The sequence below is a fragment of the Vibrio sp. RW genome, assembly GCF_027587105.1.
Classification (GTDB): Bacteria; Pseudomonadota; Gammaproteobacteria; order Enterobacterales; family Vibrionaceae; genus Vibrio; species Vibrio toranzoniae.
Map to the genome: position 1 here is coordinate 11828 of NZ_JAPPTM010000019.1, position 23417 is coordinate 35244.

Annotated in this window: 19 protein-coding genes; 14 read left to right on the plus strand and 5 right to left on the minus strand. The window is 45.0% G+C overall.

The window, feature by feature from the left end; all coding sequences use genetic code 11:
- The 3 genes from glyS to OCT63_RS15620 all read left to right on the plus strand — a co-directional run bounded on the left by glyS (position 1) and on the right by OCT63_RS15620 (position 5864).
- Entirely contained in the window at positions 1 to 2067 is a 2067-nt protein-coding gene (glyS, locus tag OCT63_RS15610; protein ID WP_161687888.1) for a glycine--tRNA ligase subunit beta, read from the plus strand.
- Positions 2068 to 2269: 202 nt separating this feature from the next.
- Positions 2270 to 4357 carry an alpha-amylase gene (locus OCT63_RS15615; RefSeq protein WP_269984035.1) on the plus strand — a complete coding sequence of 696 codons (2088 nt, stop codon included), beginning with the start codon at positions 2270 to 2272 and terminating at the stop codon, positions 4355 to 4357.
- 253 nt (positions 4358 to 4610) lie between these two features.
- Positions 4611 to 5864: a valine--pyruvate transaminase gene (locus OCT63_RS15620; RefSeq protein ID WP_161687882.1), complete on the plus strand. Its 1254-nt coding sequence runs from the start codon at positions 4611 to 4613 to the stop codon at positions 5862 to 5864.
- Positions 5865 to 6122: 258 nt separating this feature from the next.
- Here OCT63_RS15620 and OCT63_RS15625 read toward each other — a convergent pair whose 3' ends face one another.
- The 5 genes from OCT63_RS15625 to dnaA all read right to left on the minus strand — a co-directional run bounded on the left by OCT63_RS15625 (position 6123) and on the right by dnaA (position 13261).
- Complete coding sequence (locus OCT63_RS15625) at positions 6123 to 6557, minus strand: Hsp20 family protein (protein ID WP_161674719.1); 435 nt, start codon at positions 6555 to 6557, stop codon at positions 6123 to 6125.
- Positions 6558 to 7061: 504 nt separating this feature from the next.
- Entirely contained in the window at positions 7062 to 9479 is a 2418-nt protein-coding gene (gyrB, locus tag OCT63_RS15630; protein ID WP_161674721.1) for a DNA topoisomerase (ATP-hydrolyzing) subunit B, read from the minus strand.
- A 17-nt stretch (positions 9480 to 9496) separates the two neighbouring features.
- Positions 9497 to 10576: a DNA replication/repair protein RecF gene (gene recF, locus OCT63_RS15635; protein WP_060468922.1), complete on the minus strand. Its 1080-nt coding sequence runs from the start codon at positions 10574 to 10576 to the stop codon at positions 9497 to 9499.
- Between the two features lie 82 nt (positions 10577 to 10658).
- Entirely contained in the window at positions 10659 to 11759 is a 1101-nt protein-coding gene (gene dnaN, locus OCT63_RS15640; protein ID WP_060468921.1) for a DNA polymerase III subunit beta, read from the minus strand.
- An 80-nt stretch (positions 11760 to 11839) separates the two neighbouring features.
- A complete protein-coding gene (dnaA, locus tag OCT63_RS15645) occupies positions 11840 to 13261 on the minus strand; it encodes a chromosomal replication initiator protein DnaA (RefSeq protein WP_017055482.1) in 1422 nt (473 codons plus the stop codon).
- 308 nt (positions 13262 to 13569) lie between these two features.
- Here dnaA and OCT63_RS15650 point away from each other — a divergent pair, with 308 nt between their 5' ends.
- The 11 genes from OCT63_RS15650 to rsmG all read left to right on the plus strand — a co-directional run bounded on the left by OCT63_RS15650 (position 13570) and on the right by rsmG (position 23403).
- Positions 13570 to 14319, plus strand: a complete 750-nt coding sequence (locus OCT63_RS15650; protein ID WP_017055481.1) for an amino acid ABC transporter substrate-binding protein — start codon at positions 13570 to 13572, stop codon at positions 14317 to 14319.
- 135 nt (positions 14320 to 14454) lie between these two features.
- A complete protein-coding gene (locus tag OCT63_RS15655; RefSeq protein ID WP_017055480.1) occupies positions 14455 to 15126 on the plus strand; it encodes an amino acid ABC transporter permease in 672 nt (223 codons plus the stop codon).
- The gene (locus tag OCT63_RS15660; RefSeq protein WP_017055479.1) at positions 15123 to 15860 is read left to right on the plus strand and encodes an amino acid ABC transporter ATP-binding protein; all 738 of its coding nucleotides are present in this window, start codon (positions 15123 to 15125) and stop codon (positions 15858 to 15860) included. The genes OCT63_RS15655 and OCT63_RS15660 overlap by 4 nt, the downstream gene beginning before the upstream one ends.
- A 206-nt stretch (positions 15861 to 16066) precedes the next feature.
- The gene (rpmH, locus tag OCT63_RS15665) at positions 16067 to 16201 is read left to right on the plus strand and encodes a 50S ribosomal protein L34 (RefSeq protein WP_004735800.1); all 135 of its coding nucleotides are present in this window, start codon (positions 16067 to 16069) and stop codon (positions 16199 to 16201) included.
- Positions 16202 to 16246: 45 nt separating this feature from the next.
- Positions 16247 to 16570 carry a ribonuclease P protein component gene (rnpA, locus tag OCT63_RS15670; RefSeq protein ID WP_017055478.1) on the plus strand — a complete coding sequence of 108 codons (324 nt, stop codon included), beginning with the start codon at positions 16247 to 16249 and terminating at the stop codon, positions 16568 to 16570.
- Entirely contained in the window at positions 16537 to 16794 is a 258-nt protein-coding gene (yidD, locus tag OCT63_RS15675) for a membrane protein insertion efficiency factor YidD (RefSeq protein ID WP_077681038.1), read from the plus strand. Before rnpA ends, yidD begins: the two co-directional genes overlap by 34 nt.
- A gap of 2 nt (positions 16795 to 16796) precedes the next feature.
- Entirely contained in the window at positions 16797 to 18416 is a 1620-nt protein-coding gene (gene yidC, locus OCT63_RS15680; RefSeq protein WP_269984036.1) for a membrane protein insertase YidC, read from the plus strand.
- A 130-nt stretch (positions 18417 to 18546) separates the two neighbouring features.
- A complete protein-coding gene (mnmE, locus tag OCT63_RS15685) occupies positions 18547 to 19908 on the plus strand; it encodes a tRNA uridine-5-carboxymethylaminomethyl(34) synthesis GTPase MnmE (protein WP_060468919.1) in 1362 nt (453 codons plus the stop codon).
- A gap of 51 nt (positions 19909 to 19959) precedes the next feature.
- Complete coding sequence (gene mioC / locus OCT63_RS15690) at positions 19960 to 20394, plus strand: FMN-binding protein MioC (protein ID WP_060468918.1); 435 nt, start codon at positions 19960 to 19962, stop codon at positions 20392 to 20394.
- A 481-nt stretch (positions 20395 to 20875) separates the two neighbouring features.
- On the plus strand, positions 20876 to 22771 hold the full coding sequence (gene mnmG, locus OCT63_RS15695; protein ID WP_060468917.1) for a tRNA uridine-5-carboxymethylaminomethyl(34) synthesis enzyme MnmG: 1896 nt from the start codon (positions 20876 to 20878) through the stop codon (positions 22769 to 22771).
- Positions 22771 to 23403, plus strand: coding sequence for a 16S rRNA (guanine(527)-N(7))-methyltransferase RsmG (gene rsmG, locus OCT63_RS15700; RefSeq protein ID WP_161679956.1), 633 nt, complete (start codon positions 22771 to 22773; stop codon positions 23401 to 23403). Before mnmG ends, rsmG begins: the two co-directional genes overlap by 1 nt.
- The last annotated feature ends 14 nt before the right edge of the window (positions 23404 to 23417 follow it).

The window sequence follows — 23417 nt, forward strand, 5'->3', positions numbered from 1 at the left end:
ATGGCGAAGAATTTTCTAATTGAACTGGGTACGGAAGAGCTTCCACCAACGGCACTTCGTTCTCTAGCAGAAGCATTTGCTTCTAACTTTGAAGCGGGTCTTAAAACGGCTGAGCTTTCTCACGAAGGTATCAAGTGGTACGCAGCACCTCGTCGTTTAGCACTTAAAGTAACAGCACTGGCTGAAGGCCAAGCAGACAAAGTCGTTGAAAAACGTGGTCCTGCTGTTTCTGTAGCATTCGATGCAGAAGGCAACGCAACTAAAGCAGCACAAGGTTGGGCTCGCGGTAACGGTATTACTGTTGAGCAAGCTGACCGTCTGAAAACAGACAAAGGCGAGTGGCTTCTTTTCAAACAAGAAGTAGCTGGCAAACCTGTTCAAGAATTGGTGATGGATATCGCTGCGAAAGCACTAGCTGGTCTACCAATTCCTAAAGCAATGCGCTGGGGTAACTCAGACATTCAATTTATCCGTCCAGTGAAAACACTGACTGTACTACTAGGTGATGAGCTTGTTGAAGGCGAAATCCTAGGTGTAGCATCTGCTCGTACTATCCGTGGTCACCGCTTCATGGGCGAACAAGAGTTCACAATCGATTCTGCTGACCAATACCCTGCGATCCTAGAAGAGCGCGGTAAAGTAATGGCGGATTACGAAGCGCGTAAAGCGATCATCCTTGCTGACGCTCAAAAAGCGGCAGCAGCGGTTGGCGGTAAAGCTGACCTAGAAGATGACCTTGTTGAAGAAGTAACGTCTCTGGTTGAATGGCCAGTAGTTCTTACAGCGAAGTTTGAAGAAGAGTTCCTAAAAGTACCTTCTGAAGCTTTGGTTTACACCATGAAAGGTGACCAAAAGTACTTCCCTGTTTACGACGAAAACAAGAAGCTACTTCCTAACTTTATCTTCGTATCAAACATCGAGTCTAAAGAGCCTCGTCACGTTATCGAAGGTAACGAGAAAGTTGTACGTCCACGTCTTGCTGATGCTGAGTTCTTCTTCAACACAGACCGTAAGCGTCCGCTGATCGACCGTCTTCCTGAACTAGACCAAGCTATCTTCCAGAAGCAACTTGGTACTATCAAGGACAAAACAGACCGCATCACAGAACTTGCTGGCTACATCGCTGAGCAAATCGATGCAGATGTTGAGAAATCTAAGCGCGCAGGCCTACTGGCTAAGTGTGACCTTATGACATCTATGGTATTCGAATTCACGGATACACAAGGTGTAATGGGCATGCACTACGCAACTCACGATGGTGAAGACGAGCAAGTTGCACTAGCACTTTACGAGCAGTACATGCCTCGTTTCGCTGGTGACGATCTACCAAGCACGGGTATCTCTTCTGCAGTTGCAATGGCAGACAAGCTAGACACTATCGTAGGTATCTTCGGTATTGGCCAAGCACCAAAAGGTTCTGACCCATTCGCTCTACGTCGTGCATCACTAGGTGTACTACGTATCATCGTTGAAAACGGCTACAACCTAGACCTAACGGATCTGATCGGTAAAGCGAAAGAGCTACTAGGCGACAAGCTGACTAACGAAAACGTAGAAGCTGACGTTATCGACTTCATGCTAGGTCGTTTCCGCGCATGGTACCAAGATGCTGGTTTCAGCGTTGATATCATCCAAGCGGTACTAGCACGTCGTCCAACTAAGCCAGCTGACTTTGACCAACGTGTTAAAGCGGTTTCTCACTTCCGTGAACTGGAAGCAGCAGAAGCACTAGCAGCAGCGAACAAGCGTGTAGGTAATATCCTTGCGAAATTCGATGGCGAGCTACCAGCTGACATCGACCTAACGCTTCTTCAAGAAGATGCAGAGAAAGCACTGGCTGAAAACGTTGAAGTAATGACGGAAGCACTAGAGCCAGCATTCGCAACAGGCAACTACCAAGAAGCCCTAAGCAAGCTTGCTGACCTACGTGAACCGGTTGATGCATTCTTCGATAACGTAATGGTTATGGCTGATGACGAAGCGCTTAAGAAGAACCGTCTAACGCTACTGAACAACCTACGTAACCTGTTCCTACAGATTGCTGACATCTCTCTACTGCAAAAATAAGCACGAGTGAGACAGTTGCTCTAAGTAATACTCTGAGTAACTAACGGTAAACACCCAAAGGGAAGCGAAAGCTTCCCTTTTTGTTTTTGTGAACCAAGCATTTGTTTGTAGAGGTGTTATTGATTATCTGAATGAATCAGCGCTCAGACTGTAGAGGGCATTGTTTGCTATAACTGACCTGTTTATTCAGGGGAAGGGAACAATGAAAAAAACAGTACTCGCGCTTTCAATACTCGCACTCAGCGCATGCAGCCAAACCAGTGATGACAGCTTATTGCTGACGATCGATAACAACACTGTCGTATTTGAATCGACAGGAAAAGGCACTGTTATTGCTGAACAGGAACTCGCTAAAGGTAGCTATACCTTCTCTATCGGCGATACTCAAAATACCTGTGGCACCAACTATGCGCTGGCTGAAGAAAACCGCATCAAATTCAATAAACCCCTTCGCCTAGACGACTGCGCCGAGAAGTCTGAAATAGATATCAAGGTCTTTCGCGCTAGCACCTACCAGTTTACGCTCAACCCACAAACCAATGACCTGACGGTTCAAATAAAACCGAAGCAACAACAAGTACAAAGCTTTGCTTGTCCGGTTCCTAGTGACGAGCCAACGACCATCGACGTTACTCAAACCTTTGATGATGGTACCTTGGTGAGAGATGCCCTTTCAGGTACACAAGTCACAGTAACTAATGGCAGCGTCACCATGCAGCCAGCAGAAAATAGCCAAGGTGTCTTGTTGCTAGAAAAGGTGGAACCTGAAACCAAAGCTGAGTTTAGTTGGGATAACGCCACGGTTTACTTCGTGATGACCGACCGCTTCCATAACGGTAACCCTGATAACGACAACAGCTATGGTCGCAGCCAAGACGGACAAGAAGAAATCGGCACCTTCCACGGCGGTGATTTGGCCGGATTAACCGAAAAGCTCGACTACATAGAATCGCTCGGTGCTAACGCCATCTGGATAACGTCTCCGTTAGAGCAGATTCACGGCTGGGTTGGCGGCGGTGATCGCGGTGATTTCAAACACTATGGCTACCATGGTTACTACCACCAAGATTGGACCAAGCTTGATGACAACATGGGTACCGAAGACGATCTGAAAACCTTCATCGATACCGCACACAGCAAAGGTATTCGTGTCGTTTGGGACGTGGTAATGAACCACACTGGCTACGCCACACTTGCTGATATGCAAGAGTTCGACTTTGGTAAGCTCAACCTCACCGATGAAGAAGCAACAAAAACACTTGGCGAAAACTGGACAGACTGGCAACCCGCTAAAGGCCAGAACTGGCACTACTTCAACAACTACATCTCATACAGCGATAAAGAAGCGTGGGAAAAATGGTGGGGCAAAGCTTGGTTACGCAGCGATATCGGCGCTTACGACTCTCCGGGTTACAACAACCTGACTATGTCTTTGGCGCACCTACCCGATTTCAAAACAGAATCGACAGAAACCACCGGGCTACCGAACTTCTATCGCAACAAATCCACCAGCGCGACCGATGAACTTAAAACGCCTCGTGAACATCTGATCACTTGGTTGTCTGATTGGGTGCGTGAATACGGCGTTGATGGCTTTAGGGTTGATACCGCTAAGCACGTTGAATTGGACGCTTGGGCAGAACTAAAAGAAAGCACTAACCAAGCACTGGCTGAATGGAAACAGAATAATCCAGACAAAGCGTTGGATGACCTACCCTTTTGGATGACAGGCGAAGTGTGGGCGCACAGCGTAGTGAAATCCGATTATTTCGCTAACGGCTTTGATTCGATCATCAACTTTGAATTCCAAAGTGATATCGCACCCAAGGCACTTAAGTGCTTGTCTGATCTTGATGCCGATTACCTTCGCTACGCAGATAAGATCAACAACGACAGTGAGTTCAACGTGCTGAGTTACCTATCGTCTCACGACACCTCGCTATTCTGGACACAACATGGCAGTGACTTTGCAAAACAAACCAAAGCCGCGAATGCATTGATGCTGACTCCCGGTGCGGTGCAGATATATTACGGCGATGAAATCGCTCGTGACGTTGGCCCAGCAGGGTCCGACCCTATGCAAGGCACTCGCTCTGACATGCCTTGGGATCAAATCACAGGTGAACGTGCAGAGTTGCTAGAACACTGGCAAGCGCTTGGTCAATTCCGCCAACGCCACCCAGCCGTCGCGCAAGGCAAGCACATCATCCGTAACAGCAAGGGCTACTATGCGTTCGAACGCCAATACCAAGACGACAAGGTGTTGGTTGTCTATACAGGTTCGAAATAAACGCTCATTGAAATAACCCTCAGAAACTAAAAGGAGAAGCTGAGCTTCTCTTTTTTGATCACAAAACACTCGTTCAATAAGAAAGCGAACACTCATTAGTAAAACTTTATAGAAGTTTTTTTCGTGTTAGCGCATTTGGCGCTATGCGTCGCAAAAACATTGCGGTATGTTCAAGGAATACACGAATGGTAGGCATAAGGTCTGCCTTAATGACACATAACAAGCAATCACAATGAATTAGGTAAAATAAGTAATGCAGTTTTCTAAGTTTGGTGAAAAATTTAATCGATACTCTGGAATCACTCGTTTAATGGATGATTTGAATGATGGCCTGCGCACTCCCGGCGCTATCATGCTCGGTGGTGGCAACCCAGCCGCTATCCCTGCCATGCTCGATTACTTTAACCAAGCCAGTGCCGACATGCTCGCCAGTGGAGAACTCATCGCCGCCCTCGCCAACTACGATGGTCCGCAGGGCAAAAATAGCTTCATTAAGTCGTTAGCTGCGATGCTAAAAGAGACCTATGGCTGGGACATCAGCGAAAAGAACATCAGCCTAACCAATGGCAGTCAAAGCGGCTTCTTTTACCTATTCAATCTATTAGCAGGTCAGCAGCCTGACGGCTCGCACAAGAAAATTTTGTTGCCGATCGCACCGGAATACATCGGCTACGGCGATGCAGGGATTGATGACGATATTTTTATCTCTTACCACCCAGAGATCGAGCTGCTAGAAAATCGCCAGTTCAAATACCACGTTGATTTTGAACAGCTAAAAGTGGACGATTCAGTGGCGGCTATCTGCGCTTCTCGCCCTACCAATCCTACGGGTAACGTACTGACCGATGAGGAAGTGCGTAAGTTGGACAAACTCGCGAGAGAGAACAATATCCCACTGCTGATCGATAACGCTTACGGCCTGCCATTTCCAAACATCATCTTTGAAGATGTGGAACCATTCTGGAACGAAAATACGATTCTGTGTATGAGCTTGTCTAAGCTTGGTTTGCCAGGTGTGCGTTGCGGTATCGTGATTGCGAGTGAAGAAGTAACGCAAGCGCTAACCAACATGAATGGCATTATCAGCCTAGCACCAAGTAGTGTTGGTCCTGCGATTGCTAACCACATGATTGAGAAGGGTGATCTACTACGTTTAAGCAGCGAAGTGATTAAGCCTTTCTACAAAGAGAAATCTCTACGCGCGGTTGAGCTGTTGCAAGACGCTATCGACGATCCACGCTTTCGTATCCACAAGCCTGAAGGCGCTATCTTTTTATGGCTATGGTTTGATGAACTGCCTATCACCACAATGGAACTGTATAACCGCCTCAAAGCCCGTGGCGTTCTGATTGTTCCGGGTGAATACTTCTTTATTGGCCAGGAAGATGAGTGGGATCATGCTCACCAGTGCTTACGTATGAACTACGTGCAAGATGATGAGGCGATGCAGAAAGGCATTAAGATCATTGCTGAAGAAGTGAAAAAGGCTTACAGCGAAAGTAAATAAAGGTTCCCTACTCTGTCGTACCTCCCTCTATGGAGTGACGCTGGCAGAACAAACAAAAAAGAGCACCTCATGAGGTGCTCTTTCACTTTTACTTCCCGATAGTTTTTGTCACTTGAATACCCTAAATAATTGGGGGTTCAGCTAGGCGACCATTCGTTTCAAAAACACAAGCAATTCAACCCTATGAGCATAGGGAACCTATGTGATTAGGGGGAATTTACGACGTCAACAACGCTGTAGCTTCAAGTATGACGGGTATTAACCTTCTAGTAGGCTATTACCGTTGATAGCAATCTTACGTGGTTGCATCGCTTCTGGGATTTCGCGTTCTAGGTCGATGTGAAGAAGACCATTTTCCATGCTTGCGCCTACCACTTTTACGTAGTCAGCAAGTTGGAATTTTCGCTCGAAATCTCGCTCTGCAATACCTTGATATACAAATGTTTTCTCTACTTCTGCTTTACGATCACCTTTCACAATTAGCATGTTCTCTTTCTGAGTCAGATCTAATTGGTCATCAGCAAAACCAGCTACTGCCATAGTAATACGGTAGTTGTTCTCGTCTTTTTGCTCGATGTTGTATGGAGGGTAACCGCCAGAAGCATTTTTCGACGTGTTCGCTTCCATCATGTTGAATAGACGATCAAAACCGATTGCGTTGCGGTAAAGTGGAGTGAAATCTACAGTTCTCATAATGCTATCCTTTTTAGTAAGCAATAGTCTTAGCTACGAATTTTACTTAGATCGAACCTACGTGATCCAGTAAACAGCTAAGAGATTCAATTCGCATTCCTCGGGTTTCACCTCTATTGGCGACAACGCTGGGACATGACAATGAATCAATTTTTAAGTTGTGTGCTGCCAAAGTTATCCTCTATTGAGCGATACTCTAGCAACGGTTATGAAGGTTCTGTTTCTTCTCTTGTAGAGCAAGACAGTCATCCTCTTCACAACTAGATATGTGGATTGAGCAAAATAGTTTCAAGGGATTATTTTCAATTATTTTCCAAAATCATTATTTTTCAAACACTTAAAGAACAAAAAAGACCGCCATTTCGGGCAGTCTTTTAAATAATATATTTAGTTTTTTGAGACGAAGCTATTTCGTTTTAGTTCAAGGAAGAGGAGCGGAGCATACGAATGTATGTGAGCACCTCTGACACAGAAATTAAGCGAAAGAGCGAAGTATCAAAGATACTAAACGTCTAGGTTAGCTACTTTCAATGCATTCTCTTCGATGAAGTTACGACGCGGCTCAACTTGGTCACCCATTAGCGTAGTAAACAACAAATCAGCACCAACAGCATCTTCAATTGTTACTTGCATCATACGACGACTTTCAGGATCCATGGTGGTCTCCCAAAGCTGATCTGGGTTCATCTCACCTAGACCTTTGTATCGTTGTAGGCTAAAACCACGACGAGACTCTTTAACCAACCAGTTCATTGCTTCAACAAAAGTCGTTACCGCTTGAGTTCGCTCACCACGTTTAATATAAGCACCTTCTTCAATCAAACCATCAAGCGCTTCAGATAAATCCGATAATTTACTAAATTCTTTCGAGTTGATTAGGTCAATACTTAACAAATGCTCATGAGTTACACCGTGTGTGCGCACAACAATCTTAGGAACACTTATTCCTAGCTCTTCATGCTTTTCAACCTCAAGATGGTATTGGCTAGCACCCGTTTCTTTTGCGTTTAGCTGCTCTACAAGCTGCTTACCCCAAGTTTCAACAGCCACCTCATCATGACACTGCTCAGCGGTTAAGCGTGGCATATAAATCAATTCATGGATAAGTGCACGTGGGTAACGGCGACTCATACGATCAACGAGCTTAATACCGGCATTGTATTGCAGAACAAGCTTCTCTAACCCCTCACCAGCAAACGCGGGTGCTTCAGAATTTACATGCAATGCTGCGTTGTCTAAAGCTAAAGATACTTGATACTGATTCATTGCATCTTCATCTTTGATGTATTGTTCTTGCTTACCTTTTTTCACTTTGAAAAGCGGTGGCTGAGCAATATAGATGTAACCACGTTCTATCAGTTCCGGCATTTGACGGTAGAAGAACGTCAGGAGCAATGTACGTATGTGAGAACCATCGACATCGGCATCGGTCATGATAATGATGTTGTGGTAACGCAGTTTGTCTGGGTTGTATTCGTCGCGGCCAATACCACAACCAAGGGCTGTGATTAGCGTTGCAACTTCTTGTGAAGACAACATTTTGTCGAACCGTGCTTTCTCTACGTTAAGGATTTTACCTTTTAGAGGTAGGATTGCTTGGTTCTTACGGTTACGCCCCTGCTTAGCTGATCCGCCAGCAGAGTCTCCTTCCACAATATAGAGTTCAGACAGTGCAGGATCTTTTTCCTGACAGTCAGCGAGTTTACCTGGAAGACCCGCTAAATCTAACGCGCCTTTACGACGTGTCATCTCACGAGCTTTACGCGCAGCATCACGAGCACGTGCAGCATCGATAATTTTAGAACAAACAATTTTCGCTTCACCTGGGTTCTCAATCAGGAACTCAGAGAGTTTCTCACCCATTGTAGATTCAACGGCAGACTTCACTTCAGAAGAAACCAGCTTATCTTTGGTTTGGCTTGAAAACTTAGGATCCGGCACTTTTACTGAAACAATCGCCGTCAAACCTTCACGAGCATCATCACCGGATGTTGAAGTCTTCGCTTTCTTAGAGAAGCCTTCCTTATCCATAAAGCTATTTAAAGTACGGGTCAGTGCTGAACGGAAACCCGCTAAGTGAGCACCACCATCACGCTGAGGGATATTGTTGGTGAAACAGTAAATGTTTTCTTGGTAACCATCGTTCCACTGCATCGCAACTTCAACGGTAATGCCATCATCACGCTCAGAATCGAAGTGAAAGATCTTTTGAATAATAGGGGTCTTGTTGGTATTCAAATGTTCAACAAACGCTTGAATGCCGCCTTCATATTCGAAGTGATCCATTTTGTCTTCTTCGCGCTCATCAATCAGCCTGATTGATACTCCCGAATTCAAGAATGACAGTTCACGTAGACGCTTAGCTAAGATGTCGTAATGGTACTCAATATTGGTGAATGTTTCTTCACTTGGCCAGAAACGAATCTCCGTTCCGGTTCTATCCGTATCACCTACAATAGCAAGTGGTGCCTGAGGTTCACCATGGTTATATGTTTGAGTGTGAATTTTTCCACCACGGTGGATAGTAAGAGTAACTTGCTTAGAAAGTGCGTTTACTACTGAAACACCAACACCGTGCAGACCACCAGATACTTTGTACGAGTTATCATCAAACTTACCACCAGCATGAAGAACCGTCATGATAACTTCTGCTGCAGACACGTTTTCTTCTGAGTGCAATTCTGTTGGAATACCACGGCCGTCATCGCGAACCGACACAGAGCTATCTTCATGGATAGTTACAATGATGTCATTACAGTGACCAGCTAGCGCTTCATCAATAGAGTTATCTACCACCTCAAAAACCATGTGGTGCAGACCGGTACCATCATCCGTGTCGCCAATGTACATTCCAGGACGCTTACGTACCGCATCCAGACCCTTCAGTACTTTAATACTCGATGAATCGTAATTATCTGACATAGTTACTCTCTGACTAATTATCCTTGCTCTATTTTGCCATGTTCCACATGAAACATCCTGCTATTTTCATCATGCATATCTGCAATCTGATCAGCGGTAATAGAGCTTACAAAAACTTGAGCCTCGGTCGCCTTTAAGCACTCGGCAAGACGTGCGCGGCGTTGGCTATCTAATTCGGAAGCAAAGTCATCTATTAAATAGATACATTGCTTTCCTGTCATTTGAGTGAGGTGTTGCCCTTGTGCTACTCGCAACGCGCAAACCATCAACTTCAACTGACCTCGTGACAAGACATCTTCCACTGGAGTGCCGTTCACTTTTATCTTTAGATCCGCTTTGTTTGGCCCACTAAAGGTGTAACCAAGCTGCTGATCCCTTTCAAAATTTTTCTCTAGTATCTCTGCATAGGGCGTGTCTTTGTCCCAGCCGCGATAGTAGTTAATCTTTATCTCAAACTCAGGCAAGAAGGTCGCACAGATCTCTTCGGCAACTTCTTTAAGTTGCTCAACATAGGCGGCACGCCAATGACTGATGTTTTCAGCTAAACGGGCCAGTTCTTGATCCCAATAGCTCAGCTCTCGATAATGCGTGGCTGTTTTCAATAATGCGTTTCGCTGTTTATTGAGCCGCTTTACCCTGCCCCAAGCATCATAAAAACCTGACTCACTGTGGAAAACTCCCCAATCAATGAATGCACGGCGATGTTTAGGTCCATCCGTCAGTAAATCAAACCCTTCCGGGTGAATCAACTGCAAAGGTAAGACTTGCGCTAACTGAGCCAATTTTTGTCCGGTTTGGCCGCTTATTTTAACCTCTGTCGAGCCATCACGCTGCTTATTAATGCCAATTGGCAGCTCAAATTGGTCCGAGGTCATAAAACGGCCATGTACAAACAGTTCACTGCACTCGTTTTGGATGATACGACCAGTGAGAGAACTTTTGAATGAGCGACCGTGCCCGAGCAGATAGACCGCTTCAAGGACACTGGTTTTGCCGCTTCCGTTAGCCCCTATAAGAAAGTTAAAGCCTGATGACGGTTGAATGTCACAGGCTTCAATATTTCTAAACTGCTTAACGATTAAGCGCGATAAAGGCATAGCGTCTTCATATTAATCTTCAATCACAACACAGTAGGTAAACGTTGTTGGTCAGTAAGCATGGTTGATTCACAAACAACGCTTATAAACGAATTGGCATAACAACGTACATCGCGCTGTCATCTTGCGCATTCTCAATCAAAGCACTCGCATTTGCATCTGACATTGATATACGAACCTGTTCACAACGCAGTGTGTTCAGCACATCCAATACGTAGCTTACGTTGAAGCCAATTTCTAGCGCGTCACCGTCGAAGGTGACGTCTAACACCTCTTCGGCTTCTTCTTGTTCTGGGTTGTTCGCGGTAATACGCATCTCGCTATCGACAAGGTTAACGCGAACACCACGGAATTTTTCATTCGACAGAATCGCCGCGCGAGAAAACGCTGAACGTAACTCATCGCAACCGGCTTCTAATGTCTTGGTGGTATTTTGCGGCATTACGCGGCGATAATCAGGGAAACGACCATCAACGAGCTTAGAAGTGAATACATAGTTGTTCACTTCAGCACGCACGTTAGAGTTACCAATCTGCAGCGTTACAGGTTGTTCAGGTGCATCCAACAGCTTTACTAACTCTTGAACACCTTTACGTGGAACAATGATCTGCTTCTGAGCAAAATCGGCATCAAGTTGCGCTTGAGATACTGCCATACGGTGACCATCGGTCGCCACACTGCGCAGGATCGAACCTTCAATCTCGAACAACATACCGTTGAGGTAGTAACGAACGTCTTGGTTCGCCATTGAGAATTGTGTTTTCTCGATAAGACCGCGCAATTCAGCTTGTGTCACAGACACTTCAACTTCACTGCTCCAGTCTTCTATGTTTGGGAAGTCTGCCGCAGGTAATGTTGCCAATGAGAAGCGGCTACGACCAGAGCGAACCTGAACACGGTCACCATCCAATACTACTGTGATCACTGAGCTGTCTGGCAAGCCACGACAGATATCTAGGAACTTACGTGAAGGTACGGTAATACTGCCCGCTTCGAAATCACCTTCAAGCGTTACTCGGCTGATCAGTTCAACTTCTAGATCGGTGGCTGTCATCGACAACACGTTATCTTCTACTTTCATCAGTAGATTGCCTAGAATTGGAAGTGTTGGCCTGCCACCGAGTGCACCAGATACTTGTTGTAATGGCTTAATCAGATGACTACGTTCAATGGTAAATTTCATATCTTGCTCTTACGGTCTAAATGGCACTTCGTAATATTACGCGCCAAGATTCGGCTTATTAAGGTTAAGAATACTGTGTATTAAGAAGAAAGGGTACGAATCAAGTTCGAATAGTCTTCTTTAATGTCGTGACTCTCTTCGCGTAGCTGAGCAATCTTACGACAGGCGTGCAGTACAGTCGTATGATCACGGCCACCGAATGCATCGCCAATCTCAGGCAAGCTGTGGTTAGTCAGCTCTTTAGCCAATGCCATCGCCAGTTGACGTGGACGAGCAACAGAACGAGAACGACGTTTAGATAATAGATCAGCGACTTTGATTTTGTAATATTCAGCGACTGTCTTTTGAATGTTATCGATGGTGACCAGTTTTTCTTGCAGTGCAAGTAAGTCACGCAGTGCTTCACGCACGAAATCGATAGTGATCGGACGGCCAGTGAAGTTTGCATTGGCAATAACACGGTTCAATGCGCCTTCTAGCTCACGAACGTTAGAGCGTAAACGCTTAGCAATAAAGAATGCCACTTCATCCGCAAGGTGAATTTGGTGGTCTTCTGCTTTCTTCATTAATATCGCAACACGAGTCTCAAGCTCTGGTGGCTCAATCGCCACCGTCAAACCCCAACCGAAGCGAGATTTTAGACGATCCTCTACCCCGTTGATCTCTTTTGGATAACGGTCAGACGTTAGGATGATCTGTTGGTTGCCTTCGAGCAGCGCATTAAAAGTATGGAAGAACTCTTCTTGAGAACGCTCTTTATTGGCGAAGAATTGGATATCATCGATAAGCAGCGCATCAACACTACGGTAGTAGCGCTTAAACTCTTCAATCGCGTTATTTTGTAGCGCCTTTACCATATCCTGAACAAAGCGCTCAGAGTGCATGTACACCACTTTAGCGTTTGGTTTGTTATCAACAATGGCGTTACCTACAGCATGCAACAAGTGCGTTTTACCTAAACCAGTACCACCATATAAAAACAATGGGTTATAGGCCGTTCCTGGATTATCTGAAACCTGACGTGCCGCCGCCAAACCCAATTGGTTTGATTTACCCTCAACAAAGTTATTGAACATATGTTTTGGGTTTACGTTTGAACGGTGGTTTAGATCGACCGCCACAGGCTCTTCATCACGCCAGATATTATGAACAGGCTTACGAGCTTGTAACTGCGCAGGTGCTGACGATTCAGCAGCTACATCAGCAGCTGTACGTGTCCTAGCAGGGGCGATAGTCTCAGGTTTTGTAGCAGTGGCTCGTTTACTTCCAATCTCAAAATGAAGATGCGGAATATCATGACCGCAATGTTCTCGCAGCAAACGGGTAATGCTATTTAGATACTTATCGCGAACCCAATCAAGTACAAACCGGTTCGGTGCAAATAGAGTTAGAGTATTGTCATTGAGCTCCGCTTGTAGCGGACGAACCCACATACTGAATTCTGTAGCTGGTAACTCTTCTTGAAGCTGTTGCAAACACTGCAACCAAAGCGAAGATGACACGGTGCCCCACTCTATTTAAGTTATGTGAAATGACCGTTGATTTTACCTGTTGATAAGTAAGATCGCCAGTGATTGATCACAAATTCAGTGAATAAGATCCAAGTTATTCACAGTAAATTGGGTAAAAAGAGTTAGATCCACACATCTTGCCCCTAATTTACTCACACAATGATCCACTTATGCCCGGATCCTTGCGAGTTATCCCCAAATTAGAATACGATATAGTTATGGTTAATAACATCTGGTTATTTATTCTATTGAGCCATTTCACAGTAACATCCAATCCCATAAATATAAGGAGTTACCAAATGAATAACTGGGTTAAGGCTGCAATTGCGGCTATCGCACTCTCTGCTGCTACTGTTCAAGCTGCGACTGAAGTTAAAGTCGGCATGTCTGGTCGCTACTTCCCGTTTACTTTCGTTAAACAAGACCAGCTACAAGGTTTTGAAGTGGATTTATGGGATGAGATTGGTAAACGTAACGACTACAAGATCGAATACGTGACTGCAAACTTTTCTGGTCTGTTCGGTCTTCTTGAAACGGGTCGAATTGATACCATTTCAAACCAAATTACTATGACGGATGCACGTAAAGCGAAATACCTATTCGCAGACCCATACGTAGTAGACGGCGCACAAATTACCGTTCGTAAAGGTAATGACAGCATCAAAGGCATCGAAGACTTACATGGCAAGACGGTTGCGGTAAACCTGGGTTCAAACTTCGAACAACTGCTTCGCAGCTACGACAAAGACGGTAAGATCAATGTAAAAACCTACGATACAGGTATTGAACATGATGTTGCACTGGGTCGTGCGGATGCATTCGTAATGGATCGCCTTTCAGCACTAGAGCTTATTAAGAAGACAGGTCTACCATTGCAGCTAGCAGGTCAGCCATTCGAAACAATTGAAAACGCTTGGCCTTTCGTTGACAACGACAAGGGTAAAAAACTGCAAGCTGAAGTCAACCAAGCATTAGCAACAATGCGCGCCGATGGCACGCTAGAAGGTATCTCTCAGAAATGGTTTGGGGCGGATATTACTCAAAAGTAATGACTCACTCGTTCCATTTAAGGCCCACTGCTTTATACAGCGGTGGGCTTTTTGTTTTTGTATTACTGATTAAAAGCCTGATATAACGGTATTTCTAAATAGAACAACACTTCCAATAAAAATATGAGATAGATTATGGGATTTGACTTTAATTACATGCTGGAGCTGCTACCAATACTTCTGAAGTATCTTGGCACGACCATGGAGATGGCAACTTGGGGTTTGTTCTTTGCTCTGATTCTCTCTTTGATACTGGCAAACATTCGTGTATTCAAAATCCCAGTACTCGATCAGTTGAGCCAACTGTACATCAGCTTCTTTCGCGGCACCCCACTGCTAGTACAGTTATTTCTTCTTTATTACGGCTTACCACAAGTGTTCCCTTGGATGGTTGGTCTAGATGCCTTCAGCGCAGCCGTCATAGGCTTAACTCTGCACTTTGCCGCCTACATGGCAGAAAGTATTCGTGCCGCGATTATCGGTATTGACCGTAGTCAAATGGAAGCCAGCCTATCTGTGGGCATGACAACCAGTCAAGCGATGCGCCGAATCATCTTACCTCAAGCAACCCGCGTCGCATTGCCGTCATTGATGAACTACTTCATTGACATGATTAAGTCGACTTCGCTTGCTTTCACTTTAGGTGTCGCTGAAATCATGGCTAAAGCTCAGATGGAAGCCTCTTCAAGTTTTCGCTTCTTCGAAGCTTTCTTAGCGGTAGCGCTGATTTATTGGGGCGTGGTGGTTATCCTTACTCGTATTCAAATTTGGGCCGAAGTGAAACTGAATAAGGCGTACGTACGATGATCAAATTACAAAATATCCACAAACAATTTGGTGACACTGAAGTATTAAAAGGGATCGACCTAGAAATCAAGCAAGGCGAGATCATTGTCATCATAGGTTCAAGTGGTACTGGTAAATCTACCTTACTGCGTTGTGTTAATTTTCTAGAGCAAGCCGATCAAGGTACGATTTCGATTGATGATATCAAGGTGGATGTTCAGAAACATACCAAATCAGAGGTGCTTGCACTGCGTCGTAAGACGGGGTTTGTGTTCCAAAATTATGCGTTATTTGCTCACCAAACCGCGAGGCAGAACATTGCTGAAGGTTTGATTACTGTTCGAGGTTGGAAAAGTAAACAAGCCCATGAAAAAGCACAACAAATACTCGATGACATTGGTTTAGGTGACAGATCGGACAGTTACCCAGCAGCGCTCTCTGGCGGCCAACAACAACGGGTTGGTATTGGCCGAGCGATGGCACTCCAACCTGAGCTTTTGTTGTTTGATGAACCTACATCAGCGCTCGATCCTGAGTGGGTTGGCGAAGTACTTAACCTAATGAAAAAATTAGCAAATCAGCATCAAACCATGCTGGTGGTTACCCATGAAATGCAGTTTGCGAGAGAGGTCGCAGATAGAGTGATCTTCATGGCTGATGGCCACATTGTCGAACAGGGATCTCCACAGGATATTTTTGGTAATCCACAGGATCCTAAATTAAAGAAATTCTTAAACAAGGTTGGGATCGACTAAGGATCCTTGTGATTTTAGTTATTCTACGTATAATCCCCCGACCGGAATTTTAGTTAACCCAATCATTGACACTTTTTGTGACAGTGATTACAATTCCGCCTCTTTGTTGAGAGGCGTCGGTTTTCCTTTCTTATATAAAGAAGAGAAAAAATACCCACGCCGGGTTTAACAAAAACCTAAAACTACTGATCAGTAAGGTAATTACAATGAAACGCACTTTTCAACCTACAGTTCTAAAGCGTAAGCGTACACACGGTTTCCGTGCTCGCATGGCTACTAAGAACGGTCGCGCAACAATCAATGCACGTCGTGCAAAAGGCCGTAAGCGTCTTTCTAAGTAATCTTTGATTATTTTGAATAAGCTAGCCTTCGGTCGGGAGTTACGCTTGTTAACTCCCGAACATTATCAAAATGTCTTCAAGCAAGCTCATCGAGCTGGCTCCCCTCATTTCACCATCATTGCTCGAAATAACTCTCTTTCAAATCCTCGTCTTGGATTAGCAGTTCCGAAAAAGCAGATTAAAACCGCCGTGGGTCGTAACCGATTCAAGCGTCTTACTCGTGAAAGCTTTCGTAACACTCAACACAAACTCCCTAACAAAGATTTTGTTGTAATCGCTAAAAAGAGCGCGCAAGATTTAAGCAATGAAGAAATGTTCAAGCTACTCGACAAATTATGGCTTCGCCTGTCTCGCCCTTCGCGTGGATAGCGCTAATACCCATCTATTTTTATAGATGGTTTATTAGTCCACTCATCGGCCCACGCTGCCGATTTACTCCAACCTGCTCTTTATATGCGATAGAAGCGTTGAAAGCTCACGGTTTTGTAAAAGGGTGTTGGTTATCAGGCAAACGTCTATTAAAATGCCATCCTTTGAATGAAGGGGGCTTTGACCCCGTTCCACCAGTCCCAAAACAAGACAGAGATAAATAACGATGGATTCTCAACGTAATATCCTGTTAATCGCATTGGCTTTGGTTTCTTTCCTACTTTTCCAACAATGGAACGTAGCGAAGACCCCAGCTCCACAAGCGGTTGAGCAGGCACAATCTGGCAGCACACTACCAGCACCATCTTATGCAGATGATCTAGACCCAGCTCCAGGTCAAGTTGCTGCTGCAAAAGCTATCACAGTAACAACTGATGTACTGACGCTGTCAATTGATACGGTTGGTGGTGATGTCGTTAAAGCGAACCTTAATGATTACTCTGCTGAGTTCGATTCTGAAGACACTTTTGTTCTTCTTAAAAACGAACCTGGTCACCAATTTATCGCTCAAAGCGGTCTAGTGGGTCCTCAAGGTATCGATTTAAGCAGCACGAACCGCCCTAGCTACACGGTTTCAGCAGACAGCTTCAAGCTGGCTGAAGGTCAAGATGAACTACGCATCCCAATGACTTACCAAGCAAACGGCCTTGATTACACAAAAACATTCGTACTTAAGCGCGGCAGCTACGCGATTGACGTTGAATACGATGTAATCAACAACTCTGGTAACAACGCGACATTCGGCATGTACGCTCACCTACGTCAAAACGTTATGGATGACGGCGGTAGCCTAACCATGCCAACGTACCGTGGTGGTGCTTACTCTACGGAAGATACGCGTTACAAAAAATACAGCTTCGACGACATGCAAGATCGCAACCTGTCTCTTAACCTAGCAAATGGTCAAGGTTGGGCAGCGATGATTCAGCACTACTTTGCAAGTGCATGGATCCCACGCGACGAAGCAGGCAGCAACCTTTACACTCGTGTAATCGGTAACCTTGGTGACATCGGTGTGCGCATGCCGAACAAAACCATCGCGACTGGCGACGAAGCGAGCTTCAAAGCAACACTTTGGGTTGGTCCTAAACTTCAAGACCAAATGGCTGCTGTTGCACCAAGCCTAGACCTCGTAGTTGACTACGGCTGGTTATGGTTTATTGCTAAACCACTTCATACTCTGCTTTCGTTCATTCAAGGCATCGTTGTGAACTGGGGTCTGGCAATCATCTGTCTAACGTTTATCGTTCGTGGTGCTATGTACCCACTAACGAAAGCTCAGTACACGTCTATGGCGAAAATGCGTATGCTTCAGCCTAAGCTGACTGCAATGCGTGAGCGTATTGGCGACGACCGTCAACGCATGAGCCAAGAAATGATGGAGCTGTACAAGAAAGAGAAAGTAAACCCACTTGGTGGCTGTTTACCTATCATCTTGCAAATGCCTATCTTCATTTCGCTATACTGGGCACTAATGGAGTCTGTTGAACTGCGTCACTCACCGTTCTTCGGTTGGATTACTGACCTTTCAGCACAAGACCCATACTACATCTTGCCACTTCTGATGGGTGCTTCAATGTTCCTAATCCAGAAGATGAGCCCGACAACGGTAACGGATCCAATGCAGCAGAAGATCATGACCTTTATGCCGGTTATGTTCACATTCTTCTTCCTGTTCTTCCCTTCAGGTCTGGTTCTTTACTGGCTAGTATCGAACATCGTAACTCTGATTCAGCAAACGCTTATCTACCGCGCGCTGGAAAAGAAAGGCTTACATTCTAAGTAAGTGCGATAATAGAAAGAGATAAAGAAAGGCGACCAAAAGGTCGCCTTTTTGTTTTTAGCTGATTACAATTCAGCTAATTGATTAATCGTGAACGCCCCTTTTTGGCCTTCACATGCTAGCAGGCACACCTATGACTACAGATACGATTGTTGCTCAAGCGACCGCGCCCGGCCGTGGTGGCGTCGGTATTATCCGCGTTTCCGGCCCATTGGCGACTCAGGTTGCCCTAGAAGTAACAGGAAAAACACTTAAGCCTCGCTACGCTGAGTACTTGCCTTTCAAATCTGCCGATGGCATCGAGCTCGACCAAGGTATCGCGCTTTACTTCCCTAACCCACATTCGTTCACTGGCGAAGACGTGTTAGAGCTGCAAGGCCACGGCGGCCCAGTGGTTATGGACATGCTAATCAAACGCATCCTAACCATCTCAGGCGTGCGTGCCGCGCGTCCAGGTGAGTTCTCTGAGCGTGCCTTCTTGAACGACAAGATGGACTTAACTCAAGCCGAAGCGATTGCTGACTTAATTGATGCAAGTTCAGAAGAAGCAGCAAAATCGGCGCTTCAATCACTACAAGGTGAGTTCTCTAAGCGCATTAACACGCTAGTCGATTCACTGATTCATCTACGAATCTATGTTGAAGCGGCTATCGACTTCCCTGAAGAAGAAATCGATTTCCTTGCTGACGGCAAAGTAAGTGCTGACTTACAAGCCATCATCGACAACCTCGAATCCGTACGCCAAGAAGCCAACCAAGGCGCAATCATGCGTGAAGGTATGAAGGTGGTGATAGCAGGCCGTCCAAATGCTGGGAAATCCAGTCTATTGAACGCACTATCAGGCAAAGAGTCTGCGATTGTGACCGATATTGCCGGTACCACACGAGATGTGCTTCGTGAACATATCCATATCGATGGCATGCCACTGCATATTATCGATACCGCAGGCCTACGTGATGCTTCCGATGAAGTAGAAAGAATCGGAATAGAACGCGCTTGGGAAGAGATTTCTCAGGCAGACCGTGTTTTATTTATGGTGGATGGAACGACTACAGGTGCCACCGATCCAAAAGATATTTGGCCAGATTTCGTTGATCGTTTACCAAATAACATAGGCATGACGGTGATTCGTAATAAAGCGGACCAAACCAGTGAAGAGCTAGGAATTTGTCACGTTAACGATCCGACCTTGATTCGCTTATCAGCCAAAACAGGCGAAGGTATCGATGCACTACGTAGCCATCTAAAAGAATGCATGGGCTTCGCTGGTGGCCATGAAGGTGGCTTCATGGCACGTCGCCGTCACTTGGACGCCTTAGAAAGAGCATCAGATCACCTAGATATCGGCAAACAACAGCTTGAAGGTTACATGGCAGGAGAGATCTTGGCGGAAGAGCTACGTATCACTCAGCAGCACCTTAATGAGATTACTGGTGAGTTCAGCTCAGATGATCTTTTAGGTCGTATATTCTCTTCATTCTGTATTGGTAAATAACCTTTAAAAGCCGGCTTATGCTGGCCTTTTTTCTTTAGTAAGGACAGCTTAATGATCCATATTATTACAGGCAGCACCTTGGGCGGTGCTGAATACGTTGGCGATCACCTTAATGATCTTCTTGAAGAACAAGGACATGAAATAACCCTGCATAATCAGCCAGAGTACGATGATATTGCACAACAAGGCTTTTGGTTATTGGTGACTTCAACTCACGGTGCCGGTGAGTTCCCAGACAATATTAAGCCGTTTATTGACGCATTAACCCAGCATTCTCCAGACTTAAGCCAGGTTCGCTTTGCTGTCGTGGCACTAGGAGATTCAAGCTACGATACCTTTTGTTTAGCGGGAAAATCAGTCCACAGCCAACTGGAAAACCTCGGAGCGCAGTCTATTTCAGCCTGTTTTAGCATCGATGTATTGGAAACCCCAGTCCCTGAAGATGCAGCTGAAGCCTGGTTTAACGATCATATTGACCAGTTTTAACCTCTTCTTTCTTCCAAAAAGCGGCTTATGCCGCTTTTTTTACCTCCGAATATCGTGATTGTGAATAACTTTTTTTAAAAAAATGGAAAATCGACGGTTTATTTTCTATTTTCTCTGTGGATAAGATCATACATATACGGTGATTAACCTATAGTTATCCAAATAACAAGTTTTAGGATTATTTCCCCCTGTGAATAAGTAGCCATTTTGATCCCAGCTAATCCTCAGCCTGATCAAAGTTAGATCACATCATTTGATCCAAAAAAGATCCATGATCTTGTTGATCATTTTTGACTTATCCACAGATACCCTCGATCCTAATAATAGATCTAATAAAAGATCTAATAAAAGATCTTATCTATATTAATTAAAAACAGCTTTTTTGAAAAATTCCAAAAACGTTTTCTCAAGCAAGGAAAACAGGTAGTATATCGCTCCTTTTTATCTGTTTAGAAAACGTTTGAATACCTGAGGTCGGTTCATGCTTTATCACGAAAAATTTGACGTCATCGTTGTTGGTGGTGGCCATGCTGGAACGGAAGCCGCACTCGCATCTGCACGTACTGGTCAAAGTACGTTATTACTCACTCATAATATCGATACACTAGGACAAATGTCTTGTAACCCAGCTATCGGCGGGATCGGTAAAGGCCACTTGGTAAAAGAGGTCGATGCTATGGGTGGATTAATGGCGCAAGCTATTGATCATGCAGGTATTCAGTTCAGAACATTAAACGCATCAAAAGGCCCAGCCGTTCGTGCAACTCGTGCACAAGCTGACCGCATACTTTACAAATCCTTTGTTCGTAATGTGCTAGAAAACACACCGAATCTGACGTTGTTCCAACAATCGGTTGATGACTTGATCGTGGAACAGGATCAAGTGGTGGGTGTGGTGACACAGATGGGCCTTAAATTCCGTGCTAACGCAGTGGTACTGACGGTGGGTACATTCTTGGGCGGAAAGATCCATATTGGGATGGAAAGTTCTTCGGGTGGTCGTGCGGGGGATCCACCATCGATCGCACTGGCTGACCGACTTCGTGATCTTCCATTTAGAGTTGATCGCCTAAAAACAGGTACCCCTCCTCGTATCGATGCACGCAGTGTCGATTTTTCTGAGCTTGAGGTTCAACATGGTGATAACCCGACCCCTGTTTTCTCGTTCATGGGAAATCGAACTCAACAGCCACGCCAAATTCCATGCTACATCACACATACTAATGAAAATACGCATGATGTTATTCGTGCTAACCTAGACCGAAGCCCAATGTATGCTGGGGTGATTGAAGGTATTGGCCCTCGCTACTGTCCTTCGATTGAAGATAAAGTGATGCGTTTTGCTGACAAGAACAGCCATCAAATTTTCATTGAGCCTGAAGGTCTTACGACACACGAGCTATACCCGAATGGTATCTCAACCAGTCTGCCGTTTGACGTTCAAGTTAAAATCGTTCATTCAATGAAGGGATTTGAAAATGCCCATATTGTTCGTCCTGGTTATGCGATTGAGTATGACTTCTTTGATCCTCGTGACCTAAAGCTGAGTTACGAAACTAAGTTTATTAAGGGGCTGTTTTTTGCGGGTCAGATTAACGGTACGACCGGTTATGAAGAAGCAGCTGCGCAAGGCTTGATGGCAGGCCTCAACGCGAGTTTGTTTACGCAAGGCAAAGAAGCCTGGAGCCCACGTCGAGACCAAGCTTACATGGGCGTTCTTATTGATGACCTATCAACCATGGGCACTAAAGAACCTTACCGTATGTTTACGTCTCGTGCGGAATACCGTCTGTTGCTTCGTGAAGATAACGCTGATATTCGATTGACTGAGAAGTCTCGCGAGCTTGGCTTAGTGGACGATGCTCGTTGGGCTCGATTCAACGAGAAAGTAGAAAATATTGAGAAAGAGCGTCAACGTTTAAAAGAAACATGGATGAATCCAAAATCTGAAGATATCGGTGCGCTTAATCAGATCCTAAAAACACCAATGTCTCGCGAAGCAAGCGGTGAAGATCTTCTCCGTCGCCCTGAGATGACTTATTCACAGTTAACTGAATTGGATCGTTTTGCTCCAGCATTGGAAGATCAACAAGCATCTGAGCAAGTTGAGATCCAAGTGAAGTACGAAGGCTACATTCAACGTCAACAAGACGAAATTGCAAAATCACTTCGTCATGAAAATACCAAATTGCCTGCTGATATCGACTACAGCCAAATTAAAGGACTTTCTAACGAGGTGGTTCTCAAGCTCACAACCACTAAGCCAGACTCGATAGGTCTTGCTTCTCGTATTTCAGGAATTACGCCTGCGGCAATCTCAATTTTGTTGGTTTATCTGAAAAAGCATGGCCTGTTAAAAAAAGGTGAGGAGGTATAATGAGCGCATTACGCGAAAAACTGGATCACCTGATTGGTCAGACTGAACTTGAAGTCTCTGAAAAACAACGTGGCCAGTTGGTTGGTTATGTTGAATTACTCAACAAATGGAACAAAGCTTATAACTTAACATCGGTGCGTGACCCGTTAGAAATGATGGTGAAACATATCTTAGATAGCATCATTGTTAGTACCCACTTACAAGGCAAACGTTTTATTGATGTTGGTACGGGGCCTGGATTACCTGGGGTTCCTCTCTCAATCATGAACCCAGACGGTGAGTTTTACTTGCTGGATAGCTTAGGTAAGCGTATTCGTTTTATTAAGCAGGTCGTTCATGAATTGGGTATCGATAACGTAATGCCGATTCAAAGTCGTGTTGAAGAATTTCAACCTGAAGAAAAGTTTGATGTCGTGCTCAGTCGCGCATTTGCGTCAATGACAGACATGGTAGAGTGGTGTCACCATTTACCTAAAGAGCAATCCGGTGTATTTTTGGCTCTTAAGGGACAACATCCTAAAGACGAAATCGACCTGTTACCTGAATGGTGTTCAGTGACAGACATTAAAGCTTTGCAAGTGCCAGAGCTTGATGGAGAGCGTCATCTAGTTACTTTATCGCGTCAGGGATAATCAGCGAGGCCATA